The sequence below is a fragment of the uncultured Pseudomonas sp. genome (genome assembly GCF_943846705.1).
GTDB lineage: Bacteria > Pseudomonadota > Gammaproteobacteria > Pseudomonadales > Pseudomonadaceae > Aquipseudomonas.
This window is the reverse complement of sequence record NZ_OX044366.1, coordinates 3,395,461-3,413,180: the sequence shown is the minus strand read 5'-3', so window position 1 is coordinate 3,413,180 and position 17,720 is coordinate 3,395,461. Positions and strand designations below refer to the sequence as shown.

15 protein-coding genes are annotated in these 17,720 nt (G+C 58.8%); 4 read left to right on the top strand and 11 right to left on the bottom strand.

Annotated features, from left to right (window positions below; all coding sequences use genetic code 11):
* Positions 1-212 precede the first annotated feature (212 nt).
* The 4 genes from Q0V31_RS16115 to puuE all read right to left on the bottom strand — a co-directional run bounded on the left by Q0V31_RS16115 (position 213) and on the right by puuE (position 3,653).
* Entirely contained in the window at positions 213-1,508 is a 1,296-nt protein-coding gene (locus Q0V31_RS16115; RefSeq protein WP_298189258.1) for a urate hydroxylase PuuD, read from the bottom strand.
* Positions 1,509-1,557: 49 nt separating this feature from the next.
* The gene (locus tag Q0V31_RS16110) at positions 1,558-2,061 is read right to left on the bottom strand and encodes an ureidoglycolate lyase (protein ID WP_298189257.1); all 504 of its coding nucleotides are present in this window, start codon (positions 2,059-2,061) and stop codon (positions 1,558-1,560) included.
* A 135-nt stretch (positions 2,062-2,196) separates the two neighbouring features.
* On the bottom strand, positions 2,197-2,712 hold the full coding sequence (gene uraD / locus Q0V31_RS16105) for a 2-oxo-4-hydroxy-4-carboxy-5-ureidoimidazoline decarboxylase (RefSeq protein ID WP_298189255.1): 516 nt from the start codon (positions 2,710-2,712) through the stop codon (positions 2,197-2,199).
* On the bottom strand, positions 2,709-3,653 hold the full coding sequence (puuE, locus tag Q0V31_RS16100) for an allantoinase PuuE (RefSeq protein WP_298189252.1): 945 nt from the start codon (positions 3,651-3,653) through the stop codon (positions 2,709-2,711). Before puuE ends, uraD begins: the two co-directional genes overlap by 4 nt.
* Before the next feature lie 413 nt (positions 3,654-4,066).
* Between puuE and uraH the strand changes: the two genes are divergently transcribed.
* The gene (gene uraH / locus Q0V31_RS16095) at positions 4,067-4,420 is read left to right on the top strand and encodes a hydroxyisourate hydrolase (RefSeq protein ID WP_298189249.1); all 354 of its coding nucleotides are present in this window, start codon (positions 4,067-4,069) and stop codon (positions 4,418-4,420) included.
* 102 nt (positions 4,421-4,522) lie between these two features.
* Here uraH and Q0V31_RS16090 read toward each other — a convergent pair whose 3' ends face one another.
* Both Q0V31_RS16090 and Q0V31_RS16085 read right to left on the bottom strand, forming a co-directional pair.
* Complete coding sequence (locus Q0V31_RS16090) at positions 4,523-5,149, bottom strand: LysE family translocator (RefSeq protein WP_298189245.1); 627 nt, start codon at positions 5,147-5,149, stop codon at positions 4,523-4,525.
* 67 nt (positions 5,150-5,216) lie between these two features.
* Positions 5,217-6,566 carry an NCS2 family permease gene (locus Q0V31_RS16085; protein ID WP_298189242.1) on the bottom strand — a complete coding sequence of 450 codons (1,350 nt, stop codon included), beginning with the start codon at positions 6,564-6,566 and terminating at the stop codon, positions 5,217-5,219.
* A gap of 593 nt (positions 6,567-7,159) precedes the next feature.
* Between Q0V31_RS16085 and Q0V31_RS16080 the strand changes: the two genes are divergently transcribed.
* Entirely contained in the window at positions 7,160-7,918 is a 759-nt protein-coding gene (locus Q0V31_RS16080; protein WP_298189239.1) for a GntR family transcriptional regulator, read from the top strand.
* Between the two features lie 175 nt (positions 7,919-8,093).
* On the opposite strand, the gene Q0V31_RS16075 is transcribed toward Q0V31_RS16080, so the two are convergent.
* The 4 genes from Q0V31_RS16075 to Q0V31_RS16060 form a co-directional block, all read right to left on the bottom strand.
* Complete coding sequence (locus tag Q0V31_RS16075; protein WP_298189237.1) at positions 8,094-9,482, bottom strand: efflux transporter outer membrane subunit; 1,389 nt, start codon at positions 9,480-9,482, stop codon at positions 8,094-8,096.
* Positions 9,479-12,658 (bottom strand): efflux RND transporter permease subunit, encoded by a 3,180-nt coding sequence (locus Q0V31_RS16070; RefSeq protein ID WP_298189235.1) that lies wholly within the window; start codon positions 12,656-12,658, stop codon positions 9,479-9,481. The genes Q0V31_RS16075 and Q0V31_RS16070 overlap by 4 nt, the downstream gene beginning before the upstream one ends.
* A 14-nt stretch (positions 12,659-12,672) precedes the next feature.
* Positions 12,673-13,914, bottom strand: coding sequence for a multidrug efflux RND transporter periplasmic adaptor subunit MexE (gene mexE / locus Q0V31_RS16065; protein ID WP_298189233.1), 1,242 nt, complete (start codon positions 13,912-13,914; stop codon positions 12,673-12,675).
* A gap of 163 nt (positions 13,915-14,077) precedes the next feature.
* Positions 14,078-14,995: a LysR family transcriptional regulator gene (locus Q0V31_RS16060; RefSeq protein ID WP_298189231.1), complete on the bottom strand. Its 918-nt coding sequence runs from the start codon at positions 14,993-14,995 to the stop codon at positions 14,078-14,080.
* On the opposite strand from Q0V31_RS16060, the gene Q0V31_RS16055 reads away from it, so the two are divergent.
* Together Q0V31_RS16055 and Q0V31_RS16050 are read left to right on the top strand one after the other, a co-directional pair.
* Entirely contained in the window at positions 14,930-15,163 is a 234-nt protein-coding gene (locus Q0V31_RS16055; RefSeq protein ID WP_298191174.1) for a hypothetical protein, read from the top strand. The genes Q0V31_RS16060 and Q0V31_RS16055 overlap by 66 nt on opposite strands.
* A gap of 93 nt (positions 15,164-15,256) precedes the next feature.
* Positions 15,257-16,270, top strand: coding sequence for a zinc-dependent alcohol dehydrogenase family protein (locus Q0V31_RS16050; protein ID WP_298189229.1), 1,014 nt, complete (start codon positions 15,257-15,259; stop codon positions 16,268-16,270).
* Between the two features lie 172 nt (positions 16,271-16,442).
* On the opposite strand, the gene Q0V31_RS16045 is transcribed toward Q0V31_RS16050, so the two are convergent.
* Positions 16,443-17,699 (bottom strand): dicarboxylate/amino acid:cation symporter, encoded by a 1,257-nt coding sequence (locus Q0V31_RS16045; RefSeq protein WP_298189227.1) that lies wholly within the window; start codon positions 17,697-17,699, stop codon positions 16,443-16,445.
* Between the last annotated feature and the right edge of the window lie 21 nt (positions 17,700-17,720).

Genomic DNA, 17,720 nt, shown 5'->3' with positions numbered 1-17,720 from the left:
TGGTTGGATATTGATGGCGACCTGTCAGTTCACCTGTCATCGTCTGACGGCAATCTGCGATTGTTTTAGGCGCAAGCGTAAGTAGGCCGCCAGGCGAGCGAGACGGCAGACATAAACAAGGAAGGGGGGCAGCCAGGGCGATGCCTGTGGCGGAGATTTATTTGCGAGGGGGCACAAATGCCGCGCTCAGATAAGCGCGGCATTCGGCTGGATCAATTGAGCTGTGCGCCCTGGTCAATCCATGCGCCGATCAACTCACGTTCTTCAGCGGTCATCTGGGTCATGTTGCCCAGCGGCATGATTTGCGAAGCAACGCTTTGTGCGTGGATCTTCGCCGCCTGGCCCTTGATCTGCTCTGGCGTATCCAGCATGAAACCCAACGGGGCCGCACTGAACAGCGGGCTGCTCGGGGTCGCCGAGTGACATACGCTGCAGCGTTCCTGAATCACACTGTTGACCTTGGCAAAGTCAACGCCAGCCGAAGTGGCGGGCGCTGCCGCTGGTACGGACGGCTCAGCAGCCTTGCTTGCCGCTGGGTTGGCACTGACGCCGGTAGCCGGTACGGGGGCGTACTGGATCGCGGCGGCTTTCGGTGCGGATGCCGGGGCGGCTTGCATGCTCGGGCCGGTGACGAACGCCAGGCAGATCATGCCCAGAGCAGCGGCGGGCAGGGTCCAGATGTATTTGCTGCTGTCATGGCGGGTGTTGAAGTAGTGCCGCACCAATACCGCCAGAATCGCGATGCCCGCCAGAATCAGCCAGTTGTACTGGCTACCGTAGGTGCTCGGGAAGTGGTTGCTGATCATGATGAACAGCACCGGCAAGGTGAAGTAGTTGTTGTGGCGCGAACGTAACAGGCCTTTGGCGGGCAAGGTTGGGTCGGGCGTGGTGCCGTCTTCAATGGCTTTAACCAGCGCGCGCTGGGCCGGCATGATGGTGAAGAACACGTTGCCGACCATGATGGTGCCGATGATTGCGCCGACATGGATATAGGCTGCACGGCCGCTGAAGATCTGGCTGAAAGCATAGGCGGCGGCGATCAACAGGACGAACAGCACCGCACCGAGCAGCGCCGGGCGCTTGCCCAAGGCCGAATCACACAGGAAGTGGTAGGCCACATAGCCCGCAATCATCGAGCCGAAGCCGATGACGATGGCCAGTTCTGGCGCCAGATCAACGCCCGGTTTGACCAGATACAGGCTTGGGTTGAGGTAGTACACCACCAGCATCAGGGCCACGCCCGACAGCCAGGTGAAATAGGCTTCCCATTTGAACCAGTGCAGGTTCTCCGGCATTTTCGGTGGGGCCAGTTTGTATTTTTCCAGGTGGTAGATACCGCCACCGTGGATCGCCCATAAGTCGCCGGACAGGCCATCCCGTGGGTTGCTGCGGTTGAGGTTGTTCTCCAGCCAGACGAAGTAGAAGGATGCGCCGATCCAGGCCACGCCGGTGATCATATGCACCCAGCGAATGCTCAGGTTTAGCCACTCAGTCAAATGTGCTTCCACAATCAATACCTCTTTCCCAGTACCGACACGCCGTCAGTCTGGGCTTCTCTTATTGGTGGGGGGCGAGGAGCAGTAGCTCGTCGTCGGTAAAGAAATGCTCATCGCAGTTGTTACCAGAACCACTGCGATCAACCACCAGGAAGTCATCCCGCTTTTCGATCGTCAGCACCGGGTGGTGCCAAACGCCGCGATGGTAATTGATGCCTTGCCGACCATTACTACGGAAGGCACGGACTAACCCTGATACAGGTGCATCGCCAGCGGGCGCGACCACGATCAGAAAGGGGTTGCCGAGCAGCGGGATAAACGCCTGGCTGCCTAGCGGATGTCGTTCCAGCATGCGCACAGTCAGCGGCATCGGCACTTGCTCGGCACTGAAAATGCTGATGATCGCCTTATCGTCGGGCTGTGCGGTTTCAACCGTGGCCAGTTTGTGATGGCGGCGAGTCGAACCGTTGTTGATCATGAAAAATTCGCTGCCTGCGGTTTCGATGACATCACCAAAGGGGGCGAAGGCTTCTTTGCTTAAGGGCTCAATGATCAAATTGCGCATGTGGGTCTTCTTATCGGTTGCGTATAAACCATGCCTGTTGCCAAGCGTGGGCTTTGTGTCGGCGTGGCCTCTGTCGTAAGCAAATCACCTGACAGAACCCGCATGATGCCTGCGCAGCTTGTTCGATGTTACGGCTTACAACTGTTGCAGACGGAACAGCGCGATCTTGTTGATTTCGGCCAGTGCGCAGGCGAACTCTTGCTCCGGGGCGTTATGGATACGCTCCTCGAACGCCGCGAGGATCTGGTGCCGATTGCTGCCTTTCACCGCCATGATGAAGGGGAAGCCGAACTTGGCTTTGTAGGCATCATTGAGCGTGGTGAAGCGGACAAACTCTTCTGCCGTGCATTCGTGAATGCCAGCACCGGCCTGCTCTGATGTTGAGGACGCGGTCAACTCACCCTGCACGGCGGCCTTGCCAGCGAGGTCCGGGTGCGCATTGATCAGTGCCAGCTGGGCAGCGTGATCGGCGCTGAGCAACAGGTTGGCCATGCGCTGATGCAAGCCGTCAACCTCATCAATGCTAGGGTCCTGACCGAGGTCAAAAGCTTGTTCGGCGACCCAGGGCGAGTGCTCATAAATGTCGGCGAAGGTGCTAACGAACGCTTCGCGGCTCAGGCTCGACGGGGTCAGGGTTTGAAAACGGTTCATTGCGCGAGCTCCTTACCAGCCGGCTGAGTGAAGGGGTGGGTCGCATGCCAATGTTTGGCTATGTCGACGCGACGAGCGCACCAGACCTGTTCGTGGCTTTGCACGTATTCAATAAAGCGTGCCAGTGCTGCCATGCGCGCAGGGCGGCCGAGCAGGCGGCAGTGCATGCCGATGGTGAGCATCTTCGGTGCGCCGGCTACGCCTTCGGCGTAGAGCACATCGAAGGCGTCTTTGAGGTAATGGAAGAAGTCATCGCCGGTGTTGAAGCCCTGCACCTGGGTGAAGCGCATGTCATTGGTGTCTAGGGTGTAAGGGATCACCAGGTGCGGTTTATCTGCGGTGCTGGCAGGGTCCCAGTAGGGCAGGTCATCGTCGTAGGTGTCGCTGTCATACAAAAAGCCACCTTCTTCGCGCACCAGACGGCGGGTGTTCGGACCGGTACGCCCGGTGTACCAGCCAACTGGGCGCTCACCGGTCAGCTCGGTGAGGATGCGAATAGCTTCGTGCATGTGCTCACGCTCTTGCGCTTCGTCCATGTACTGGTAATCGATCCAGCGATAGCCGTGGCTGCAAATCTCGTAGCCCGCCGCGACCATGGCCTTGATCACTTCCGGGTGACGCTGCGCGGCCATGGCCACGGCAAAGATGGTCAGCGGAATATTGTGCTTCTGGAACAGCCTGAGCAAACGCCACACGCCCGCACGGCTGCCGTATTCATACAGCGACTCCATGCTCATGTTTCGTGCACCTTGCAGCGGCTGAGCGGAGACCATCTCGGAGAGAAAGGCCTCGGATTCTTTGTCGCCGTGCAACACATTGCGCTCGCCGCCTTCCTCATAGTTGAGGACAAACGACAGGGCAATACGCGCATCATTTGGCCAATGCGGGTGGGGCGGGTTGTTGGCGTAACCGATCAGGTCGCGTGGGTAGTCAGCGCTCACTGCAGTCTTCCTTCTTGCTGTGTGTGGCGGTCATTGGGCAAGGGTAAATCCGTTGCGCGACCGTGATGGCCTAATTGTATACAAAACACATTGCATCTTGTAAATCTAAAAATCACTTATTTTTATGGCTTCTGCTTTATCTAGGGTGCTGCTCAGTGCATCAGCTATTGCCTGGTATTTGCCGTAATCATAGGTACTTATGAGCTGCCTGAGGTTCGTTTGCGCAGCGATAGACAGGCATTACATGTGGCTTATTGTGTACAGTTTTTTAATAAAGTGTCTTATTTGTTGTTTTCAGCGTGCTATGCTGCAGCTCAGCCGAGGCTGCTTGGCCCGATCAATCTGCCGAATTCAATAAAAGTAGAGGAGGTGCGGTGTCTGCGTTGGCATATCTACGCAGGTGCCCATAAGCGATGGGACGATTAACCACACACGTACTGGATGCTGCCCATGGTTGCCCTGGCAGCGAGCTGAAAATCGAGCTGTACCGCGTTGCAGGCACTCAGCTTGAGTTGCTCAACACTGTCGTCACCAACCACGACGGCCGCTGTGATGGTCCCGTACTGCAAGGTGACGATTACCGCAGTGGTGTATACCAGCTGCACTTCCACGCCGGCGATTATTACCGCGCCCGCGGCGTCACATTGCCAGAGCAGGCGTTTCTCGATGTTGTGGTGCTGCGCTTTGGCATCGACGCCGGGCAGGAGCATTACCACGTGCCACTGCTGATCTCGCCCTACAGCTACTCCACCTACCGCGGTAGCTGAACCGAATGCTTGTCACCCTCTGACTCAATTCAAGAGTCCTTAGCCCGTACACACTGCGGGCTTTTTTTCGCCGGCAACTTAGCCCATTGGTTAGTCGCGCTATTAACGGCTGAGTAGCGAGGCGGCCCCCGCGCCACCGAATAATGCCGCGCTGATGCGGTTGAACCACACCTGCCCCTTGCCCGAGCGCAACTGACGTGCCGCGCCCTGTGCACCGAGGCCATAGAACAGCTTGCAGGTCAGATCCAGCACCGCCCAGGTGGCGATCATCACCAGCAGTTGTTGAGGCAAGGCGTGTTCAGCGCTGAGGAACTGCGGCAGGAAGGCGGCAAAGAACAGGATGTCCTTGGGGTTGCTGGCTCCCAGGCCAAAAGCTTTCCAAAACATGCTGCGATAGCTTGGGTTGACTGGCGGTTCATCGGCTACAACAGGCTTAGCGGCCAGGCGTGAGGCTTGCCAGCTTTGCCAGGCGAGATAAAACAGGTACAGCGCGCCAACTATTTTCAGCAGGCTGAACAGCTGCTCGGAGGCCAGCAGCAATGCGCCCAAGCCAAGTGCCGAAGCACTCAACAGGCAGAGCGAGGCAGACACCCCGCCAATAAAAGCCGGGGCCGAGCGGCGTAGACCATAGTTCAGGCTGTTACTGACCATCAGCAACGACAGCGGCCCGGGAATCAAAATCACCACCAGCGCAGCGCTGGCGAACAACAGCCAGGTATCCAGGTTCATTAGCAACTCTCCAGATGTGAAAAGCCCCAGCACAGCGTGCCGGGGCTTGAGTGTTAGCCAGCCAACCTTACAGGAAAGCGAACTTGGCAATAAAGATGCCGCAGAGTACGTACAGGCTAATCGATACCTTATCGCGCTGGCCGGTCAACAGCTTCAGGGTTGCATAAGTCAGAAAACCCAGCGCAATCCCGTTAGCAATGGAGAAGGTCAGCGGCATCATCACCACAGTAACGATCGCGGGGATGGTGTCGGTGTTGTCTTTCCAGTCGATGTGCGCCATGCCGCTCATCATCAACATGGCTACATAAATCAGCGCACCAGCGGTGGCGTAGGCCGGGATCATCCCTGCCAGCGGCGCGAAGAACATCGCCGCCAGAAACAATACACCAACCGTTACCGCCGTCAGCCCAGTACGACCACCCGCGGCTACACCGGCAGCACTTTCCACATAGCTGGTAACAGGCGGGCAACCAACCAGCGAGCCGATGACGCTGGAAGTACTGTCGGCTTTCAGCGCCTGCGACAGGTTCTGGATTTTGCCGTCCTCATCCACCAGGTTGGCGCGGTGAGCAACGCCCATCAGGGTGCCGGCGGTGTCGAACATGTTCACAAAAAGGAACGACAGCACCACGCTGATCATCGAAACCTGGAACGCACCGGCAATATCCATCGCCAGGAAGGTCGGGGCCAGGCTTGGCGGCATCGACACCATGCCGGTGTACTCAACCATGCCCATGGCCATGCCGATACCCGTGACGGCCAGCATGCTGAACAGAATGGCGCCGAACACGTTGCGGTGGCTCAGCACAGCGATCAGCAGGAAGCAGATGGCGGCCAGCAGCGCATTGGGGTTGGCGAAGCTACCCATGGTCAGCAAGGTAGCCTGGCTGTCGACGACGATGCCGGCGGTTTTCAGGCCGATCAGCCCGAGGAATAAACCGACCCCGGCGCCCATGGCAAAGCGCAGACTCATGGGGATGCTATTGAGCAGCCACTCGCGGATGCGCGACAGACTCATGATCATAAACAGGATGCCGGAGAGGAATACCGCACCCAGTGCGGTTTCCCAGCTGTAACCCATGTCGCCAACCACGGTGAAGGTAAAGAACGCGTTCAAGCCCATGCCTGGAGCCAGGCCCACGGGCCAGTTGGCATAGAGGCCCATGAGGAAGCAGCCCAGAGCCGCGCCAACGCAGGTCGCGACAAAAGCAGCCCCCTGGTCAACACCGGCTATTGCCATGATGCTGGGGTTGACGAAGATGATGTAAACCATGGTGAAGAACGTGGTTATGCCCGCAATCACCTCGGTTTTGAGGCTGGTGCGGTGTTCGGTCAGCTTGAAGAAGCGGTCAAGCAGGCCCCGTTTGCTCAGGCCTTGCAACTGTGTCGCCGATTGTTCTTGTTTAGCGCTTTCCACAGGGGTAATCCTCATCTTTTGTTGTGTGCCACCCAAAGCCTGTGCTGCGCACTGTGCGACTTTCTGAGGTAGGTGGTGTATTGGATATTTCGGCGCACTTAGCTGACCTAACGGTCAAGAAATAACGCTGAGGCCGATTATGCTGTTGTATACAAAAAAAGCAAATACTGTTTCCATCCATTACCGCGGCTTACCCGATAGTCGTGCTGATGCGCGACTAGCAGATGCCCTGATCTATGCCCCGCGATACTGATTTTTTGCGGGCGTGATCTATTTGATTTGCTCAGGTCGAAGAGGGTTGCAGCAGAACTGCGACTTAACTGCGCAGCGATTAACCCGACACGTGGAAACCCCGTCACGGAAAAATGCGTTGCCATTGCGCGTTTATCGCCATAAAAACACCTCTAAAAGCAGGTATAAGTGCACGTTAATACACAGGGTATGCTTTAGTGGATGTATACGAACTGGTCACATTGTGTACAATGAAAAGACTATTAATTTCTGATTTTTCCTGACTGCAGCTTGCCCAAAGGTGGCCGCCAGGCAGGGAAAGTTGCATGAGCCTCCGTCGAACCACGACCACACGAGCCACAATGAACGAACAATTGCAGCCCCTTAAGAAGCAGACGCGCGAAGGCAAGACCACTCGCAGCGGGACTCAGGACGATGTCGTTTATGCGCACATATTCGATGCCATTCTTGAGCAGCGCTTGGCGCCTGGCACCAAGCTCAGCGAAGAGGCGCTCGGTGAAATTTTCGGCGTAAGCCGCACCATTATTCGCCGTGCTTTATCGCGTCTGGCTCATGAGGGCGTGGTGCTGCTGCGTCCTAACCGTGGTGCGGTGGTGGCTAGCCCAGGCGCGGAAGAAGCCCGGCAAATTTTTTATGTACGGCGGATGATCGAACGCGCAATTACCGAACTGGCCTGCAAGAATGCCAAGCCTGAGCAAATCGCGGCGCTGCGGCAGATGGTAATTGATGAGCGCGATTGTTTTGCCCGTGGCGACCGTGGCATGGGCATTCGCCTGTCGGGCGAGTTCCACCTCAAGCTTGCAGAAGCTGCCGGCAACCTGACCCTGCTGGGTTTTTTGCGCAGCCTGATTTCCCAAACCTCGCTGATCATCGCCTTGTATGAAAGCAACAGTCGTGCGCATTGCTCCGATGCCGAGCACGACAAGGTGATTGATGCCATTGAGGCCGGCAACGTCGAGGTGGCAGTGGACCTGATGATGCGCCACATGGACAGCGTTGACGCCAAGCTCAACCTGGATGGCGACACTGCATCTGACGACCTGCACGCCGTGTTCTCGCACCTGCTGCCAAGTGCCAAGAAGAAAGCAACAAACCACTGAGCATATAACTGGCGAATGCAAAAGGCTGGCCGCGCATCCCCAGTGATTCAGTGCAGTTTCTCGCACTAGTTTTATATAACCCCGCTCAACACCAATAAAAAAACCCCACGGCAAGGAGCAACTGCCGTGGGGCGAAAAAGGTTGGCCAGGCCAACCTGGGAGCGTTTGCTAGGTGCTAGGCGTCCGGTTGCCAACCACCGCCGAGCGCCTTGTAGATGGCGACAATCGCGCGATACAACTCCACCTCTGCTTGAGCCTGAGCATCTTCAGCGCTGAGCCGTTCACGTTCGGCGTCGAGCAGCACCAGAAAATCCACTTCACCTTCGCGGTAGCGCACGGCCGCCTGTTCGGCGGCTGCGCGACTGGCATCGGATTGGCGCAGCAGGGCGAGCAGGCGCTGTTGACGTTTGCCGTAATCACTAAAGGCATTGGCCGTCTCTTCCAGCGCCAACAGCACCTGTTGTTCATAGTTGGCTAGCGCACCATCGGCGTTGGCTTCAGCCCCGCGCAGGCGAGCACGCACGCTGCCAAGGTCAAACGCGGCCCAGCTGATGCTCGGGGCAATACTCCAGGCTTGCGCCGCCGATGAACCCAACTGCGAACCACGCCCGGCGGTAAAACCCAGGAAGCTCGACAGGCTCACCCGTGGGAACAGATCGGCCGTGGCCACGCCGATAGTCGCGGTAGCGGCGGCCAGTTGCCGTTCGGCAGCACGAATATCGGGGCGCCGCCGCAACAACTCGCCGGGGTCGCCAATGGGTAGCGCTTTGGCAATGGCAGGCAGGGCTTGTGGTGACAGATCAATCGTCAGTTGTTCCGGGCGCAGGCCGAGCAAGGTGGCGATGCGGTTCTGCGCACGCTGCTGCTGCGCCTGCAATTGCGGCACGCTGGCCTCAGTGCCGGCCAGGCGGGCATCGCTACGCAGCACATCGAGTTGACTGCCAATACCCGCCTCACGCAGTTGCTCGGTAAGTGCGCGTGATGCTTGCTGGTTTTTCAGGTTGGCGCGGGCGATGTGCTCGCGCAATTGCGCGCCACGCAGGCTGCCATAAGCATTTACCAGCTCGGCGATCAGGCTGACTTGTAGCTGCTGGTAATCCGCTTCGGCCACCTCCAGCTCGGCATCGCTAGCCTCCAGTTGGCGCTGGATACGGCCAAACAGGTCCAGTTCCCAGAGCATATCCAGACCGAGGTCGTAGCGCTCACCGCGCACGCGTTGCTCGGTAACCCCTGGTTGTTGTGCTTTACCAAATTCGCCACTGGTGCGGCTGGTGACAGTTGGCAGCTGGTCATTGCCGAGGTCATCACGAATAGCTTGTGCCGCACGTAAGCGGGCAAAGGCCACGCGTAGTTCGCGGTTTTCCTGCAGCGACTGCTCGACCAACTGATTGAGGATGGGGTCGTCGAACTGCTGCCACCAACTGGCTTCAAAGTGCGAGCGATCGTAGTTATTGCCTTGTGCGCTGTGCAGCGCGACGGCTGCCGGCTGCGGAGTCTGATAGTTTGGGCCAACAGCGCAAGCGGACAAAGCGAGTGCGAAGAGAGCGGGGGCAAAGGCTTTCATCCCTGCACCTCCTGCACGTTGGCCGCTTTTTGCGCCTCACGTTTCTCTACGAAACCGCGAATCAACACATAGAACAACGGGGTCAGCAACAGGCCGAAGAAGGTCACCCCAAGCATCCCGCTGAATACCGCCACCCCCATGGCGTGGCGCATTTCCGCGCCCGCGCCCGAGGACAACACCAACGGCACCACACCCATGATAAAGGCGAAACTGGTCATCAGAATCGGCCGCAGGCGCAGGCGGCAGGCTTCCAGAACCGCAGCGACGCGGTCCATGCCTTCTTCCTGTTTCTCCTTGGCAAATTCGACGATCAGGATGGCGTTTTTACAGGCCAGTCCCACCAGAACAATCAGGCCGATCTGGGTAAAGATGTTGTTGTCGCCACCGGTCAAAATCACCCCGGTAATGGCCGACAGCAACGTCATCGGCACGATCAGAATCACCGCCAGCGGCAGGCTCCAGCTTTCGTACTGGGCGGCCAGCACCAGGAAGGCCAGCAGCACGCAGAGCGGGAAGACGAAGATCGCGCTGTTACCGGCGAGGATCTGCTGGTAGGTGAGGTCGGTCCACTCGAAACTCATGCCCTTGGGCAACTCTTCTTTGAGCAGGTTGGCCATCGCCGCCTCAGCCTGACCGGAACTGTAACCGGGGGCTGCGGCACCGTTGATCTCAGCCGTGAGGAAGCCGTTGTAGTGCATCACCCGGTCCGGGCCGGAGCTCGGGCTGACCTTGAGGAAGGCCGACAGCGGCACCATTTCGCCCCGGTTGTTGCGCACCTTGAGTTGGCCGATCTGCTCCGGCTCCAGGCGGAACTGCTGCTCGGCCTGCACGTTGACCTGATAGGTACGGCCAAAGCGGTTGAAATCGTTGGCGTACAGCGACCCCAGGTAGATCTGCATGGTGTCGAAGATGTCGCTAATGGCAACGCCGTGAATCTTGGCTTTGTCGCGGTCAATTGCAGCATCGATCTGCGGCACGTTGACCTGGTAGCTGGTGAACACCGACATCGGATTCAACTCCGGCAGTTGTCGGGCCTTGGCAATGATATTCTGGGTTTGTACAAACAGCGCGTCATAGCCGAGGTTGCCGCGGTCCTGCACCTGCAAGCGGAAGCCGCCGATGGTGCCCAGGCCCTGTACCGGTGGTGGCGGGAAGATGGCGATATAGGCGTCCTGAATCTCGCTGAACTGCGCATTCAACTCTGCGGCAATTGCATTGGCACTCATCGACGGGTCACTGCGCTCATCAAACGCCTTGAGCGGGGTGAAGACGATGCCGCTGTTCGGGCTGTTGGTGAAACCGTTGATCGACAGACCGGGGAAGGCCACGGTGTTGGCCACGCCGGGGTGTTTACCGGCGATTTCCGACATCTCTTTAATCACTGCTTCGGTGCGATCCAGGGTTGCCGCGTCCGGCAACTGGGCGAAGGCCACCAGGTATTGTTTGTCCTGCGCCGGTACAAAGCCGCTCGGCGTAGTGGCGAAGCCCAGGTAAGTCAGGCCCATCAGCCCGGCATAAATAAACAGGGCGATACCGCTGCCGCGCAGTACGCGCTTTACGGTGCCGACATAGCCATGGCTGGCACGCTCGAATGCCCGGTTAAATGGCGTGAACAACCAGCCACCAAACAGCTTATCGAGCACCTTGGAGAAACGGTCTTTCGGCGCGTCGTGGCTTTTCAACAGCACAGCGGCCAGGGCAGGGGACAGGGTCAGTGAGTTAAACGCCGAGATCACCGTGGAGATCGCGATGGTCAGGGCGAACTGCTGGTAGAACTGCCCGCTAAGCCCGGAAATAAACGCCGTGGGGATAAACACCGCGCAGAGCACCAGGGCCGTGGCGACGATCGGCCCGGTGACTTCTTTCATCGCCTGTTGGGTGGCTTCCACCGGGGTTTTACCCAGGCCGATATTGCGCTCGACGTTCTCCACCACGACGATCGCGTCGTCCACCACGATGCCAATGGCCAATACCAGGCCGAACAGCGACAGCGCGTTAAGCGAGAAGCCAAACATGTGCATCACGGCAAAGGTGCCGATCAAGGACACCGGCACGGCAGCCAGCGGGATGATCGAGGCGCGCCAGGTTTGCAGGAACACAATCACCACCAGCACCACCAGGATGATGGCTTCAAGCAAGGTGTGTACCACCGCTTCGATGGAGCCACGGACGAAGATGGTGGGGTCGTAGACGATCTCAAAGTCCACACCCTGCGGGAAGCTTTGTTTCAGCTCGGCCATGCGCGAGCGCACCGCATCGGAGATCTCAATGGCGTTGGAGCCGGGGCGTTGGAACACCGGAATGGCCACCGCCGGTTTGTTGTTGAGCAGCGAGCGCAACGCATATTGGCTGGAGCCCAGTTCGATGCGGGCGATGTCCTTCAGACGAGTGATTTCGCCGTGCTCGCCGGCGCGGATGATGATGTTCTCGAACTCTTCCTCTGATACCAAACGGCCCTGGGTGTTGATCGACAACTGGAAGCTATTGCCGGCATCAGACGGCGGCGCACCGAGCGAGCCGGCGGCGACTTGGCGGTTTTGCTCGCGGATGGCATTGACCACGTCCGCGGCGGTGAGGCCCCGCGAGGCGACTTTGTTCGGGTCCAGCCATACACGCAGCGAGTAGTTACCCAGACCAAACAGCTGCACATCACCCACACCATCCAGGCGCGCCAACTCGTCCTTTACGTTGAGCGCGGCGTAGTTGGACAGATACAGCATGTCGTAGCGGTCGTCCGGTGAGGTCAGGTGCACCACCATGGTCAGGTCCGGCGAGGCCTTGTCGACGGTGACGCCGAGGCGCTGTACTTCAGTGGGCAGGGTCGGCATGGTGCGGGTCACACGGTTCTGCACCTGCACCTGGGCTTTGTCCAGGTCAGTACCCAGGGCGAAGGTCAGGGTCAGGGTCATCTTGCCGTCGGCAGTGCCTTGGGACGACATATAGAGCATGCCTTCCACGCCGGTAATCGCTTGCTCCAGCGGCGAGGCCACGGTTTCACCGATCACTTTGGGGTTAGCCCCGGGGAAGCTGGCGCGCACCACCACGGTGGGCGGTACGACCTCCGGGTATTCGCTGATCGGCAACTGAAACAGCGAGATTGCGCCGCCGATCAGGATCAACAGTGACAGCACTGCCGCGAAGATCGGCCGCTGAATAAAGAATTGCGAAAAATTCATCGTCGTTTTACCTGTTATCCGCGTGGTGCAGGGCTGGCGGAGATGTTTTTCACCGTGAGCCCACGAGGGGTATGGCGCTCGATGGCCTGACGTTGTTCGCTTAATAGCGCTTGGGTCTGCTCATCGGCCATCGGGACGCTTTGCGGATCGACCGTTGCGCCGGGGAACGCGCGTTGCAAACCGTTGACCACGATCTGCTCGCCTTTGGCCAGACCGCTGCGCACGATGCGCAGGCCTTCCAGCTTCGGCCCCAGCTCAATCGCCCGGTACTGCACCGCGTTGTCCTTATCGAGCACCAGCACGAACTTCTTCCCCAAGTCGGTGCCGACGGCTTCGTCCTTGATCAGCGCGGCCGTGTATTGGCTGCTGCCCACCAGCTTGAGGCGTGCGTAGAGGCCAGGGGTAAAGCGCCCGTCGTGGTTATCGAAGACCGCACGGCCACGGATGGTGCCGGTTTGCGGGTTGACTTGGTTATCGAGAAAATCCAACTGGCCCAGGTGGGGATGGCCGTCTTCGTTGGAAAGCCCCAGATAGACCGGACTGGCATCGCGGGCTTGAGCGCCGGCCTGACGCGCCAGCTCGACGTATTTAAGGAATACGCGCTCGTCGGCGTCGAAATAGGCGTAGACCTTGTCCGTGCTCACCAGGGTCGTTAGGTGGCTTTGCCCGGCATTGACCAGGTTGCCTTCGGTGATTTCTGCACGGCTGACACGCCCATCAATCGGCGCGGTAACACGGGTAAAACTGAGGTTGAGGCGCGCGTTGTCGAGTTGCGCCTGGATACCTGCGACGGCCGCTTTGGCTTCAGCTGCCGCACTGGCGCGGGCATCGGCTAATTCGGCAGAAATGGCGTTGCTGTGGCGCAGACGTTCGCCGCGATTGGCTTCGCTTTGGGTCCGGGCGTAGCTGGCGCGGGCTTGCTGCAACTGGGCTTCAAGGCGTTTGACCTCCGCCTGGAAGGGGCGCGGGTCAATCTGAAACAGCAGGTCGCCTTTTTTCACCAAACTGCCTTCATTGAAGGCGACGCGGTCAACCAGGCCGGAGACCCGTGGGCGAATATCCACTGACTCGGGGGCTTCTAGGCGACCGGTGAATTCGTCCCACTCGGTTATCGGCTGTTCGATTACTGGCGCCACACTGACTTTGGCAGGCGGCATTTGTTGTGCGCTTTGCGGTGCCTTGCCACACGCGCTCAAGAACAGCACCGCGACAAGGGTCAGCGGAAAATGCCAGTGATTTGTATTGGTCTGCGCCATGTGTACTCCGCCCTTGGGTCTTGTGAGGAGGCGGAGTCTGCGGCGAGGGCTCTATTACGGCGAATCGAACAATTCGAAGATATGTATCAACCAGAATGATTGTTTGCCGGGTTGTATCGATAAACACACATGTACACAAGGTCTGGCCCTGAGCGTAACAGGGCTATTCCATGCTATCTGGGTCGCCACAGAACATCTGGATACGCGAGCGTAACCAGCGTTCGGCAGGATCATTGTCCTGGGCTCCACGCCAGGCCATGTGCAGCTCGAAGGTTTGCGCCGCAAGGGGTAACTCCTCCGCGCGCACGCCCCCCGCGGAGCTCAGCGCTGCAGCGGTGTAATCCGGTACGGTGGCGAGAATATCCGTGCCGGAGAGGAGGGTGCCAAGGCCATTAAACTGGGGCAGGGCGAGTACCACCCGGCGCTTGCGGCCAAGCTTCTCCAGCTCCGCATCGATAAAACCACTGAGGTCGCCGGCAAAAGACACCAGCGCATGCGGCCGTGAGCAGTAGTCATCCAGGCTCAGCAGCCCCGGCGCGGAATCTGCGCGCAGCAACTTCGGCTTGCTGCGGCGCAGCACTTTGCGTTTGGCATTGGCTGGCAACTCTTCGGTGTAGGCCACGCCCACGGAGATTTCGCCAGAAGCCAGCAGCGCCGGCATCAACAGGTAGTTGGTACGACGAATCACCAGCACCACGCCGGGGGCTTCTGCGCGCAGACGTTTGATCAGCGGCGGCAGCAGGCCGAATTCGACATCATCCGACAACCCGATGCGAAACACCGCGTTACTGGTGGCGGGGTGAAAATCAGCGGCGCGACTGACTGCCGTGGAGATGGAATCCAGCGCCGGCGAGAGCAGGGTGGCGATCTCCATGGCCCGTGCCGTTGGCTCCATACTGCGGCCTGTACGCACGAACAACGGGTCATCAAACAGGCTGCGCAAACGCGCCAGGGCCGCACTGATGGCCGGCTGGCCAAGAAACAGCTTTTCCGCCGCACGGGTCACGCTACGTTCATGCATCAACGTTTCAAAGACGATCAGCAGGTTGAGATCGACGCGGCGAAGATCGTTACGGTTCATCCGGTGTCCATTGTCGAGTGGCTGCGGTTTTGCGCGCGGGTCAGGCTAATGCCGAATGCCGTTGACAGGCAATATGCACGGGCAAATGAGCGGCTGGTGCCCATCATCATCGACAAGCATGGTGAATATCAGCCCCCAGCGGTGGAATTGCTGGCAAAGCCCGGATAAAGTCCGTGGCCATAAGAGGTCGCTTGGTAAGGTTCAGGGCAAAATGCCTGAACAATCCCCGCGACCTGAATGGGTCAACCGAAGAGGTTTGCGATGTCCCGCATAGTGCGTTTCCATGAGTTTGGTGAGGCCGATGTCCTCAAGATCGAAGAGCGTAACGTCCCTGTACCTGCAGTGGGTGAAGTGCTGATCGGTGTTGAAGCCGTGGGCGTCAGCTGGCACGACGTACTCTGGCGGCAGAACCTTGCACCCACCTTGGCCCAGCTGCCTGCCAGCCTCGGCCATGAAGTAGCCGGTGTGGTACTGGCGCTCGGTGACGGGGTCACTGATCTGGCCGTGGGTGATCGGGTTGCCAGCTTCCCGGGGCACAGCGCCAATCATTACCCCAGTTACGCCGAGCACGTGGTTTTACCGCGCAGCTCTGTGGCTCGCTACCCAGAAAACCTGACCGCGCAACAGGCGGCCGTGCACTATTTACCTTCAATGGTCGGCTGGTTCGGGTTTGTCGAGTTGGCACATTTGCAGCCAGGCGAAACCGTGTTGGTAACCGCCGCCAGTCGCTGCTGGGGCCCATATATTGTGCAAATGGGCAAAGCCCTAGGTGCCACGGTTATCGCCGCGACGGCCTATGCCGAGGACAGCGAGTTTCTTAAACAGTTGGGCGCTGATCACATCATCCTCACAGAGGAGCAGGACCTGGTTAGCCGCGTCAGCAAACTCACCGATGGCCAGGGCGTCAATGTGGTGATGGATGCGTTGGGCGGCCCGCAAATGTGCCTGCTGGGCGACGCCATCGCGCCACGTGGGCGGCTGATCCTGTTTGATCTGCAAGGCGGCAATGAAACGCCATTTCCAGCCTGCGCAGCATTCCAGAAAAATATTCAGTTCTTCGTGCACTGCATCGGCAACTTCACCGGCAAAGAAGAGCTGAATATCCCGCAAGACCAGGCTGCCGTAGCCAAGGCGGTGCAGGGTATCAATCAGCTGACAACAGATGGTTTGATCAGGCCACTGATCGACAAGGTGTTCAACTTCGACGACGTGAGCGAAGCGCATCGCTATATGGAAACGTGCCCGAGTCGTGGCCGAGTGATGTTGCAGGTTTAATCGCCACTGGCCGCGTCATCAGGTTCAACGCGGTGGTCGGGTAGGGCATGCAACACTTACGAGCCGCTGGATGAATCCGTTCATCCAGCGGCTTTATGTTTAGGCCTTAACCTGTTGAGCCGGCTCTCGGCCTCATCGCACTGAAGCGCTTTGTCCCAGCCGATTAGCCCCCTCAAACCGCAGAGCGTTCGCCCTCATCATTGAGCACGGGCGGCGGCACTGCACGATCTCCATCCAGCCGTTCAAGCAATGCGGCGTTGGCACAGTTACCCATCACGTTGAGGGCGGTCCGCAGACCATCAGTAAAGCGGTCAACACCTGCAACAACTGCGACGCCTTCCAGCGGCAGGCCGGCGGCCCCCAGTACTGTCGTCATGGCCACCAGCCCGGCACCCGGCACACCAGCGGTGGAAAAGCTGACTAGCAGGCCGGTGGTAAACACCGTGATCAACAGCGAGGTGGTGATGTCGATGTTGAAAAGCTGGGCGACGAATAACGCATTAAAGCCCTGCAGTACGGCTGCTCCATCGCGCTTAAGGGCGGTGCCAAAGGGCAGGGCAAAGCTGGCTAAGGATTCACTCATACCGTAGCTGCGTGCGTTGCCAAGGGCCAAAGGAAGCGTCGCACCTGAGCTAGCGGTACCAAAAGCGAAGCCCAAGCTCTGACCAAAATGCTTTACGAACGCCAGCGGACGTGCGCCAGTGATGCCCAGCAGTAGCAGATAGAGAGCCGCCATCAGTGCCAGAGCCAGCGTCAGGCCAACCACGTACATACCAAGACGCAAGAGCAAGTCCAGCCCCTGGCTGGCAATCACCGAAGTGATCAAGGCAAACACCCCATAAGGTGCCAATTTGAGTACGAACTCCAACACCTTGAGGGTGACGGTGTAGCCACTCTCAATCAACCGGCGTAACGGCGCGCTGTCCGCCGGCAACGCACGCATGGCGATGCCGATCAGCGCAGCGGCGAAGATAACCTGCAACAGACCGCCACTGCTCAAGGCCGTAAACGGGTTGTTCGGCACCAACGCGACTAACCATTGGCTGAGGCTGTCGGCCTGACGGCTTTCAGGTGCCTGGCTGACGAGGCTCTCGGCTCCGCTACCTGGACTCAACCATTGCGCCACCAGCATGCCCAGCGCCAGCGCTATGGCACTGGTCAACACATAGCCCACCAGCAAGCGACCGGCATGACGACCAACAGCGGCACCATGCTCGCGGTTAGTTAGGCTCAGGATCAAAGCGCCGAACACCATGGGTACGACCACGAACTGCAACAGGCGCAGGAAGATATTGCCCACAGGGGTCAATAAATTAGCGTCCAGCCAGATCACGCTGCCTTCAGGCAATGCACCGGCGCTGGTATTCAGTACAAGACCGGTAAGGATGCCGAACACAAGGGCAAGCAGGATCTGGCGAGTGACGGACATGCGGCCTCCAAAAATCTATAT